This window comes from Chloroflexia bacterium SDU3-3 (genome assembly GCA_009268125.1).
Lineage (GTDB): Bacteria > Chloroflexota > Chloroflexia > Chloroflexales > Roseiflexaceae > SDU3-3.
Window position 1 is genome coordinate 1 of the sequence record WBOU01000037.1, and the last position, 11487, is coordinate 11487.

The window sequence follows — 11487 nt, forward strand, 5'->3', positions numbered from 1 at the left end:
AAGCGCTACGGCCAGCGGTTGGTCGTAGTGCTGTGTGGTCGTCGCCCACATCGGTAGACTTTCTTGTGACCGATTTCCTTAACGTCACTTTCTGTTCCAATGTTGGTGGGACCCCGTCAAAGACCTGAGCACGTGCCAACATTGTGAAAAAAAGTGAAAGCGCGTGTTTTCGTTTCATTACTACTCATGGGCCTATATCACTTCCCAATGATGAATTCCGCCAAGCAATCTATCGGCTTCACCAGACAAAACTGACACTCAATGATGGATTATGTATCCTCAAGCAGATTTTTCCAGAGCGCATTGTTATTCTACCTAGTGCTTGGAAATCCGCCGCTGAGGCTGCACGATTTGAGCGGACACCTCAAGCATTTGATCTTCTATGGAAACTAGTTACCGACTATTGGGAGATGTTGGTGGCAGGCCAAGGTAATCACGTAGCGCGGCAGATATTTGGTGATGATTTTGCTGCTACGGAGTCCGAAACAGTCCAACACAACACACGTGCACGCCGACTTCGCACCTTTTCTTATAATGGCCAGGAAATAGAGATGCTTATGCACCTACGCCTTGGTCGAAAGGAAAGTATCGCGCAAACCTGGCGGACACATTTTACGTGGGATGCTGAACGGAAAGTTATTGTGATCGGTCATTGTGGTAAACATCTCGATCACGATTAACGTTTGCTAATCCCCCTGACTGCAATGCTACCCGACACGGCATGCCAATTTTTCGGCATGCCGGTGTCGGGTAGCAGCTACTCCTCCTCGAAGCCCGCCTGGATGAACTTGAGCACGCGGCTGTTCTCGGTGACGGTGCGGACCACGTGGTCGGGCGCGCCGTCGGGGATATCGGCCTCGATCTCCAGGGTGACGCGCACGTTGGCCCCGATCAGCGCGACCAGGTGCGTGATGATCTCATCGGCAATCTTGCTGGCGTCGCGCCCGGCCCGCTCGGGGCTGAGCGCCACGGTGCCGTGGAAGCGCCGCGCCTGCGGCCTGCGGGCCGGGGCGGGGCTGGCCGCGCCGGTGGATGCGGTGTAGGGTGCGGCGGACTCGCGGATGCTGGGGATACCCATGTCCAGCGCTGCCTGGGCGCTGGGTATCCCCGTGGGCGCGGGGCCAGCGGCGGGCGCGGGCGGCGGGGTCTCGGCGATGAACTGGCGCTGGGCGGCCTCTGGGCGCACCAGCAGCGCGCTGTCGTGCTCGCTCACGGTCACGAGCGTGGCGATGCGCAGCCCCTGGTAGCGGCCCGCCGCCTCATCGTAGCGCTCGGCGTAGGCGAAGCTGTCTAGATCCCACGTGGTCATGTTCACGCCGTTCTGGATGGCCTCGCAGAGCACCAAGGGCGTGCGCAGGCGCGGCAGGTAGTGGTAGCGTGCGAAGTCCTCCACCAGCTGCCGCACCGAGACGTGGTCGCCCCGCCACAGCGGGATCTTGTCCAGCTCCAGGCGGAGGCTGGAGGGGGCCAGGGAGAGCACGAGCTGCTCGTCATTCCGCAGCTTCTTGCTGGCCCGCACGGCCAGCGGGTCTTGCCCCGTCAGGCGGGTCGCCTGCCACTCCACCGGGTCCTGCGGGCGCGTCTGTTTGGGCGCGAGCAGCCACTGATAGGTCTCGGGGATGCGCCCCGTCACCGCGCCCTCGGCGCTGGTCCGCTGGGCCTCGGCCTGCTTGACCTGGTGCGGCGTGAGGTCGAGCGTCTCCTTCTCGGCCAGGATGGAATCCCAGGCCAGGTACTTGCGCAGTGCCTCCTCTAGCTCCTGCATGCGGATCTTGTCCGGCGCGAGAAACACCAGCGCGTTGCGGTAGAGCCGGGGGGCGCTCCCTCGGTACTCCAAGATGGTGCGGGCGGCGGCCTCGGCGGGGTTGCCCGGCTCCTTGCTGTAGGCCGCGTGGCTGCCCAGCACCACTAGGCGCGTATCGAGATCGTCGGCCACGTCGGCTCCGCTGGCGGGCAGCGGGTGGATGCGGCTGAAATCCCCCGGCTTGCGCAGGTCGGCCCGCAGGCGCTTCTCCAGCTCCTGGGCGATCTTGTCGGGGTCGCGCTTGAGCTGCTCGGCGCGGTCCTCGGCCAGCTTGGTCACGGTGGGCTGGGTCGAGTACCAGTAGCGCGGGCCATCGTTGTAGAGGTAGGTCGCCACCGCGCTCAGGCGGCGCAGCGCATCGCCAAACACGGCAGGCGTCTCGCCCGGCATCACGCAGCCCAGCTTGATCTGCCGGTCCTCCAGGCCCCGGTTGGCCGCACTGGCGATGGGGGCCGAGCCAAGGTAGACCGTGCGCGCCACGCGGCGGCTGGCCGAGAACTTGCCCAGGTTGGGCACCTCAGCGTCCAGCTTCAGCGGCAACGAGCTGGGGCCATCCACATCCTTCTCCAGGATCGGCACCCAGTTGTCCGAGAGATAGCGCGTCAGCTCAAACTGCACGCGCGGCTCCTCAATCGGGATGGTGGCGGGCATGATCAGCGCGTTGCGGTCGCCCTTCTCCCACAGGCTATGGATGACGGCGGCCATCAGGCGCAACACGCCACGGGTGCGCTGGAACTTGACCAGCGTAGACCAGTCGGTGTACAGCCGGTCGAAGATCTCGGGGTGGATGGGGTAGGCCGCCTTGATGCGCTGCTCGTAGCTGCTCTCGCGGCAGTCGGGCGGGAACTCCTGCTGCTGGGTGCGGTAGAGGTCGGCGAAGGCCCGCGCTACCACATCGCGGTCCTTGAACTGCGCGGGGTCGCTCAGCGGCTCGAACAGACGCCGCCGCACGATCTCGAAGCCCTCCTCGGCGCTGGCCGGTCGCCACGAGGACTCCACGCGCCCGATCACGTTGCGCAGGCGGTCGAGCGCCTCGCGCCCGCGCTGGCCGCCGACCTCGGCGTCGTCGGTCTGGGTGTGGGGCGAGCCGGTGGTGTCGGAGGCGGGCAGGCTGATGACCAGCAGGCAGTTTTTGGCCAGCTTGGCCGACTCGGTGAGGGCCTGCGCGAAGGTGAACTGGGTCTCGAAGCCGCCCGCCGGGAGGTCGCTCTGGTCATGGAGCTGGCGGGCGTAGGCCACCCACTCGTCGATCAGGATGAGGCAGGGGCCGTAGTCGTTGAACAGGGTGCGCAGGGCGTCGCCGGGGCTGGTGGCCCGCTCGTCGTCGAGCCGCACGCGCTCAAAGGCCTGCCGCCCGCCGAGCTGCCAGGCCAGCTCGCCCCAGAGCGTGCGCACCACGGTGCCGTCGGGCTTGACCGAGGGGTTGCCCGGCGAGATCTTGTTGCCCACCAGCACCACGCGGCGGGCCGTGGGCAGCGTCTCCACGCCCGCCGTCGCCATCACGCGGTCGATCCCGGCCAGCTCAGTGGGCTTCACGCCCGAGACCAGGTGGTAGAGCGCGAGCATGGAGTGGGTCTTGCCGCCGCCGAAGTTGGTCTGGAGCTGCACCACGGGGTCGCCGCCCGCGCCCTGAAGGCGCTGGAGCGCGCCGACCAGCAGGCTGATCAGGCTCTCGGTCAGGTAGGTGCGGCGGAAGAACTCGATGGGGTTGCGGTACTCGTCGCTGCCCTCGCCCAGGTGGACCTGCCAGAGGTCGGCGGCGAACTCGGCCTGCTGGTAGCGCCCGCTGGCCACGTCCTTGTGCGGCGTGACCACCTCGCGCCAGGGCTTGAGCGCGCCGGTGACGGTGCTCTCGATGGCGCTGCTCTTGCGGCGCTCGCTGCGCACCTGCTCGTCGAAGAACAGGCGCATCAGCTCCATACGCATGCGCTCGGCCTCATCGGCCTGCGGGGCGGTGATGGCGGTGAGCAGCCGCGCCACCGAGTCGAGGGCGCGCTGGGCGTCGTTGGTGGAGAAGGTGGCTTGGTGCGCCCACTTGTTGCGGTACTCGCGCAGCTCGCTGACCAGGCTGCGCTCGCCAAAGCCCAGGGTCTTGCGGAAGACCTCGTTCCACTGCTCCCACATCAGGCGCAGCAGCGCGGCCACATCCAGGTGCGGGGTGTTCTCATCGGTCCAGGTCAGCTCGTTCCGCCAGCCGTTGGTGACGGTCGTAACCCAGTATTTGCCATACTGCGCCTGAAGCTCGCGCTCGATGAAGGGCTGAAGCCCCTGGCGCAGCAGCTCCATCGCCTTACCCACGCGCTCGTAGTTGGTGGTTGCCATGGTGGTATCTCTCCCTTAGAACAGGCTCTGCTGCGTTGGGGTCGCGTCCGATGCGGTGGCCGCAAGCTGCGCCATCTCCATCCAGCTCTGCACGAGGCCGTTGTAGGCCAGCGCCTCCGCCGCGCGCTTCTTGCGCTCGCAGATGGTGTAGAGGCGGTAGGCCAGCTCGCGGGCGGTGTCCGCCCGTGGGCCAAGCGTGGCCAGCAGGCTGGCCGCCGCGCCCTCGCCCGCCGCCAGCGCCCGCACGAGGTGGTGAACCATCTCCCAGACGGTCAGGCGGTCATCGGCAGCGGGGTTCCAGTCCGCAGGCAGCTCCTCCGGGCGCAGCAGGCGCACCTTGCCCGCGCTGGCGGCCAGCAGGCCCGCGTGGACAAGGCCGCTCACGCTGGTGTTCTTGGCCTTGGAGAGCGTCTCGGCCACGCCATACTCGGCTGCGTCGAAGCCATACTGCTCGAACCAGGCGAGCGCCCAGCGCGTGTCGGTGTCGAAGTCGCCCTCCTGCTCGGCCAGCACCTCATCCAGGATCTCGTTGATGAGCTTGAGCGCCTCGCGCACGCTGAGCGGCGCACCGCTGGCGTCGATGACCTTGCTGTAGCGCGTGAAAATCGCCATGCCAGGACCGATGGCGGCCTGGGCAAGGTCCACCGGGGCAATGCTGCCCGCCTGGAGCAAGCGAAACGCCATTGGTAGTTCAGCCTTGAGCGCATTCATAAAGTCACGGCGCGTCACTGTTGGTGCATCTTGTGGGCGCTGACGGCAAACAAGAACTATTGAAGAGGCAAGAGCATTAGAACCAGAACTACGCATCCTACTAGCTAATTCTGTTCGTATTGGCCAAGTTCCACTTATAGTAAAACCTACATTAAGTACTGCTTCAAGAAATGTTTCCCAACCTGTAGTCACACCATTATCTGATTCAACTTGTTTGAAAGCATAGTAAATTGTAACTGGAAAAGCAGGATGTGCTTGTTGTGATAAACAACTCATAGCCTTTGTCATTCTATCCAGAAAGAATTTCTCAGCCTGATACTTTCCACCATGACGATAGGATGTTGCAACTAACTCTTCTGCTTTTGGAACTTCTAATGTCGTGAGTATATCAGGAAATGTACTTCTTAACATATTTCTTATCCAGACATAGAAAAAATCGGACAGATCAGCATACCCAATATTATCGTAATAGGGAGGGTCAGTGGATATTACTTTTTTCTGAGATATATTTTGCTCAGCTGCATCTAATTGTATGCTTATTCCAGGTATAACTGCTGTAAAATTAGATATAGAGATACAATATCGCTCAAGCATAGACTTCCAATTCCCTGAAGAGTGACTATATGGGTTAGCCTCAACAAATTCCCATGTCATAGGAATAGCTTGTCGACTAAAAGTACCTCGTATCTTTTCAGACGTATTATTCCAAGTGCAGATAGACGACCAATAATCAGAGCATTTATCAACTATAAGCGACATATATAATGATATCGCGCTTTTATAATCTATAATCTGTTCTTCTGTTAAGCTTTGAATATCAGAACCTTTCTCAAAATAGCCCTCTAGAATATCATCCTGGATTCTCTTTTGAAGTTCAATTACAAGATCGGAAAAAGTTTGGAGTGCAAGGAGTTGCCGTGCAGTAAAAAGAGAACTCCAGGTTTGCAGTCCATAGAGAATAGGTGTAAATGCACGAGCGTCCTGTACTAAGTTACCATCGGGTATCCATGTTGGATGTGCTTGAAAAGCAGCGCTTTCCTGATCTACTGTAGGCGAAAGATAAATACGTTCTTTTTTACCTTCAACAATGATAGCAATCAGGCGAGTGCCAATACGTCCAGCTTTCCCTTCAGATTTAATATACTCACCCGATATAGGAGATTGTGACATTAAGCACAAAAAATTAGCACGAGACAATTTTGTGCCTTTCTTTATTGACTCATGTAGGTCACTTTGACTCGTCTTTACCATAAAATCATATCTATCTCCTTTTATTAATGGTTCAATATAAACATACTTACCTGGCTTATTAGCAAGAACAAAGGTTGAGACTAAAGGCACATGAACGTGTCTGAATGCAGGGTTAGGGCTTGTTACAGTGCGCGCCCATAACCAAGCTATCACTGTAAGTGATTGCCCAACATATGCCTGCAAATCAAGCCGATCATGTGCCATTTGTTCTGTAATATAGATTTTTGGGTAAAGATATCCAATGCGTTTCTCAGATTCTTGGTACATCCATTGACCATAGTAACGTATATCTTCGGCAAGTCCCTGCGCGCCTTCCCACTGCTGATGGAGAGATAAGTGTTCTTGACGAGCTATAGGGTTGACCGGCGACATTCCCGCAAATTTTGGTGGAATCTCGATCATTGCCTTATTGATCAATACGGCCACCGGATTCAAATCACTAGCATAGCTTGTCAAACCCAAACGCTGTGCCTCCAAAGGTAATGAGCCACCACCAGCAAAAGGATCATGAAAATTGGGTAGATTATTAGGGTTGAATAATTCTGCCATCTGTGGATGGGTCTGATTTGCTGAGCAGACCCTTTGCCAACTCTTCCAAATCTCGTTACGTACCTGGGTGAGTACATCTTCATTGGTGGTGTTTTCCCACTGTACCAACTGCTCAATCAGCGCAAACAAACGCTCACGTTCTACCTTTTGTGCCTCCTCGGTGGGAAATAAATCGGGATGTGCTGAAGGATCATCGACCATTTGTGCAAATATTATTGCTCGTGCTGTAGCTAATGGTTTTCGAGACCACCATATATGAAGTGCGCTTGGATGACCATGATGTATCGACTTCTCGCGAGCACTTGCGACATTTATCTTTTCAAGCGGTAAAGCAACTTCGATGAGCTTCTTAAATGTATACATACCTCACCTCTGTTCTTATAGTTATCCCTTTTTATCATTGTTGTGAATGAGCTATATACTACAAGGAATTGTCAGAAAAGGATTTTCGCTTCTCATTAACAGATCCGCAAAGTCGTAGTTCACGCTCGTCACGCCGAAGTCCGGCTTCTGGGCGAAGGGCGTGCGCAGGTAGCGCACCTGCTCTTGGCCATCGGGCTGGAACACCACTATGGCTAGGATGTAGTCATCGGGCTTGTTCAGTGCGGTCAGGATCTCGTTCTTGGTCACGGTGATCGTCGCCGCATCCGCAACGCGCCCCTTGACCTCGATGAAGCGCAGCCTGCCGGTGGCGGGGTCGCGGCTCTCAATATCATAGCCCACGTGCTCGAACTCGCGGTCGATGGGGTCGTAACCCAGACGCCGCTCGGTGGCCATCACCAGATCGCGGGCGCGGGCCGCTGCGGCCTGGGTGTCGGCGCTGGGGCGCGCGGGCGCGGGGCGGCCCAGCATCGCCGCAAGCAGCCCGATGGGCACCACCACCAGCCCGCCCAGCACCACCGGCGGCAGCGCCGTGATCTGCGCCTCCAGGTCCAGCTGCGCCGTGCGGCGCTGGAGACGGCCCTCCAGCTCGTCGGCCCGCTTGCGCGCCTCCTGCGAGTTCAGACGGGCGTTGGTGCGCCCGGCCTGCTCCTGGAGCTTCAGCTCCTCGGCGCGGTGGTCCCAGTAGGTCATCTCCTTGGTCAGGCGCTCGCGCACGGCGGCCCGCGTCTTGGCGATCAGCGCCTGGCGGCGGTCGCGCACCTCGCGCAGGTGCTCCGGCACCGTCTGGGTCACGGCGTGCACAAGCGCCCGCTGCTCCAGCTCGCGGGTGATCCACGCGCACTCCGGGCGATCCAGCACCTGATCGGGCGTCACCTCATCCGCGCGCAGCGGGCGGTAGTCGAGGTAGGGCGCGTAGTGCAGGCTGCGCGCCGTCCCATCGGCGGACAGCTCCACATACAGCATCTGCTTGGAGATCGTGCGCTGCTCGCCGCTCGGCAGCAGGCTCGCGTCCTGGATGGCATGCTCCAGCGAGAACAGCACGCGCGGCTGTGTGCCGCCGTCGCGCTCATCCACCAGCACCGTCCCGCGCCGCAGCAGCTCGCGGTAGCGCTCCAGCATCAGGTCCAGCGTCGCATCTAGCAGCGGGTGGCCGGGGCACACAAAGGCGGCCTGGGCCATACCCTGGGGGGCCAGCAGCGCCTTGTCGAAGGCCACCCGCTCGTAGCGGGGCAGCACCGGGTCGCCAACGCCGATCTGGCGGTCGCGGCTGCGCACTGCCGAGGGTACATGCGGCACCTCGTAGCGATGCGGCTCACGCTGGCGGATCGTGCCACCCAGGTGCTGGAAGGCCGCCAGGAAGAACGACTCGATATAGTGCGGCTGGAGCCGCCGCGCCTCGGCCCGCTCCATCTCCTCGCGGATGCGCGCCACCATCCCCACATCCAGCGCATCGTTCGCCAGCGCCCGCTCCTCCAAAAGCTGCTGGAGGTGGCTGCGGTCCACCGCGCCCGCCACCGCGCGGGTCAGCCGCTCCCGCACCTCCGGCTGCTCGCCATAGCGGATGGCATCCAGCAGCAGCTCGCGCAGCGGCTTATCCTCAAACTGGAGCTTGCCCAGCACATCAAATACCTGCCCGCCCAGCGCCTCGCGCGCCTGGTCGATCTTCTCCAGCAGCGTGCGGTAGACATCGCCCTCGCGGGTCTCCGCTGCCACCAGGTTCCACAGGTGGCACACCTCGGTCTGCCCGATGCGGTGGATGCGGCCAAAGCGCTGCTCCAGCCGGTTGGGGTTCCACGGCAAATCGTAGTTGACCATCAGGTGTGCCCGCTGGAGGTTGATGCCCTCACCCGCCGCATCGGTGGCGATCAGCACCTGCACGTTGGGATCGTGGCGAAACGCCTCCTGGGCCTTGAGCCGATCCTCGCGCCCCATGCCGCCGTGGATCATCACTACCGCCTCGGCGCGCCCCAGCAGGGTGGTGATGCGCTGCACGAGATAGTTGAGCGTATCGCGGTGCTCGGTGAAGATCACCAGCTTCTGCCGGGGCGAGGCCACCGCCGCAGGCACGCTGCTGACATCCTCTGCACCATCTGCCGCCGCAGGGGTGAAGATGTTACCCAGCAACCCCGCCAGCTCGCGCCACTTGCGGTCATCGCCGCTGCCTCGCACCGCCAGAGCCTGCGCCTCCAGCGCGCGCAGCGTGATGATCTCCAGCCGTAGCTCCTCAATGGTCGTTGAGGCCGTGGCCTGCGTAGCCACCTGCTCCTCGATCTGCATGGCCTCCTGCTCGGGGGCATCCTCCAAATCGTCGATGTCGTCCGCATCAAGCGCGGCTGGGGCAGCCACCGCCGCACCGCGCCGCAGCAGCTCACGCTCGCGCAGCTCGGCCTCCAGCCGCTCGCGGCGGCGGCGCAGCGACTGGTAGATCGCCTCGGGCGAGGAGGCCAGCCGCCGCTGCAAGATCGTCAGCGCGAAGCCGACCGTGCCCGCCCGCTTATTGTTGTTCAGCGCCTCAGCCCGATTGAACTCCTCGCGCACGTAGCTCGTCACCGCCTGGTACAGCCCCGCCTCCGCATCCGAGAGCTGGTAGGGCACTGTGTGGGCGATACGCTCGGGGAACAGCGGCCTCTCCTTGAAGGTTAGCAGTTGCTCCTTGACCATGCGCCGCATTAGGTCGGACACATCGACCTGGTGCACGCCATCGCGGAACCGGCCCTCGAAACGGTCGGCATCCAGCAGGGCCATGAAGAGCTGAAAATCCTCCTCCTTGCCGTTGTGGGGCGTGGCGGTCATCAGCAGCAGGTGGCGCGTCAGGCTGCCCAGCAGCTGGCCCAGGCGGTAGCGCTTGGTGTACTTGACCTCACCGCCAAAGAAGGTCGCCGCCAGCTTATGAGCCTCGTCGCAGACCACCAGATCCCAGCGGCAGTCAGGGGCCTCCAGCTTCTGCTGCACCCGCTCATCGCGGGAGAGCTTATCCAGCCGGGCGATGATTAGGTTATGTTCGAGGAACCAGTTTCCGGTGCGGGCGGCCTCCAGCTGCTCATTCGTGAGGATCTCAAACGGCAGGTGGAAGCGGCGGAACAGCTCATCCTGCCACTGCTCCGCGAGGCTGCCGGGGCACACGATCAGGCAGCGCTGCACATCGCCGCGCGCGATTAGCTCCTTGATCAGCAGGCCCGCCATGATAGTCTTGCCCGCGCCGGGGTCATCGGCCAGCAGGAAGCGTAGCGGCTGGCGGGGCAGCATGGTCTCATACACCGCCGTGATCTGGTGCGGCAGCGGATCGACCAGCGAGGTGTGGACAGCCAGCACGGGGTCGAAGAGATGCGCTAGGCGGATGCGGTTGGCCTCGGCCACCAGGCGGAACAGCGCACCGTCGCCGTCGAAGCTCCAGGGCCGCCCCTCCTGCACGATCTCCAGGTCCGCCTCATCCGTGCGATAGAGCATCAGCGCCGCGCGTCGCCCGGTCGCATCCTGATAGGTCAGATCGATGGCGCTCGTCCCGTACCACTGCACGCTGACCACCGTTACCGGCCCCTGCGGCAGAATCCCGCGCAGGGCGGTCCCCGGCGTCAGCTCCTCCAAACGCACCACGCGCGTGCTCCTCAGCTCCATGCGCCGCACCAACGGGCCGCATGGGGCACTCAATGATCACCGTGCGAAACGCCGCCACCGCATCGATCCCCACGAGCGAGGCATAGGCCTGAGCGATGCGCCAAGCCGTCGTGCGCTGCATGCCGCCGCGCCGCCCAGGGTGCAGCCCTGGGTGCATCAGGCCCATAATGGTCGAGAAGCTCACCCCGGCGCGGCGGGCAAAGGCCCGCTGCGAGAGGCCCGCCTGGGCCACAAGATCAGGGAAGGTTGCGGCCAGCTGAAGGCGAATTGCAGGAGTCATCACATCCTCACCGGGTTTTAAACCCACTTGCACCCATCATACACCAAACGCAGGCCGTTGGGAATGCCCCACACAGCCTGCAAGCGCATGATAGTGGTTAAGGTCTGGTAAAAATGAAGCGTAGCGGTGGGAAAGGGCCAAGAAAGAGGGCAGATAGGGCAAACTAGTCCCTCACCAGATCCTCCAGCTCCTCATCACTCAGGTCGCGGAAGTACTCCAGCAGCATGCGGTGCGTGAACACCCAGCCCCCGCCCACCCGCCGCAGCAGCGAGCGGCGCGCCGCCGCGTCGAGCATTGCCGCGATGTTCCACGGCATCACGCCGCTTAGCCAGAGGAGTAAGCGCAGGGTGTAGTGCTGGATGACAGCACGACCGCCAAAAGCAAGCCCATTAAGGAATACCATACTAAATCCATAAACTAGCGCATTAGATAATCCAGACCGTAATCCTACATTGACTACCGTACAGAACATGTGATCGGCTTCTGATGGGCGCGAACGAGTGTTTTTGGCAGGCGATGGGGCAGCGGACGACGATGACGCAGGCACGAGGCCAGGAAGCGAAGCCCCAAC

General features: G+C 61.4%; 5 protein-coding genes. 1 reads left to right on the plus strand and 4 read right to left on the minus strand.

Going from position 1 to position 11487, the window contains the following annotated elements; all coding sequences use genetic code 11:
- The first annotated feature begins 143 nt into the window (after window positions 1-143).
- Window positions 144-680, plus strand: a complete 537-nt coding sequence (locus F8S13_27380) for a hypothetical protein (GenBank protein KAB8139621.1) — start codon at window positions 144-146, stop codon at window positions 678-680.
- A gap of 77 nt (window positions 681-757) precedes the next feature.
- Here F8S13_27380 and F8S13_27385 read toward each other — a convergent pair whose 3' ends face one another.
- The 4 genes from F8S13_27385 to F8S13_27400 form a co-directional block, all read right to left on the minus strand.
- Window positions 758-4126, minus strand: a complete 3369-nt coding sequence (locus F8S13_27385) for an ATP-binding protein (protein KAB8139622.1) — start codon at window positions 4124-4126, stop codon at window positions 758-760.
- A gap of 15 nt (window positions 4127-4141) precedes the next feature.
- Window positions 4142-7000, minus strand: coding sequence for a DUF1156 domain-containing protein (locus F8S13_27390; protein KAB8139623.1), 2859 nt, complete (start codon window positions 6998-7000; stop codon window positions 4142-4144).
- 51 nt (window positions 7001-7051) lie between these two features.
- A complete protein-coding gene (locus tag F8S13_27395; GenBank protein KAB8139624.1) occupies window positions 7052-10615 on the minus strand; it encodes a DUF3883 domain-containing protein in 3564 nt (1187 codons plus the stop codon).
- Between the two features lie 464 nt (window positions 10616-11079).
- A complete protein-coding gene (locus F8S13_27400) occupies window positions 11080-11319 on the minus strand; it encodes a hypothetical protein (GenBank protein KAB8139625.1) in 240 nt (79 codons plus the stop codon).
- Between the last annotated feature and the right edge of the window lie 168 nt (window positions 11320-11487).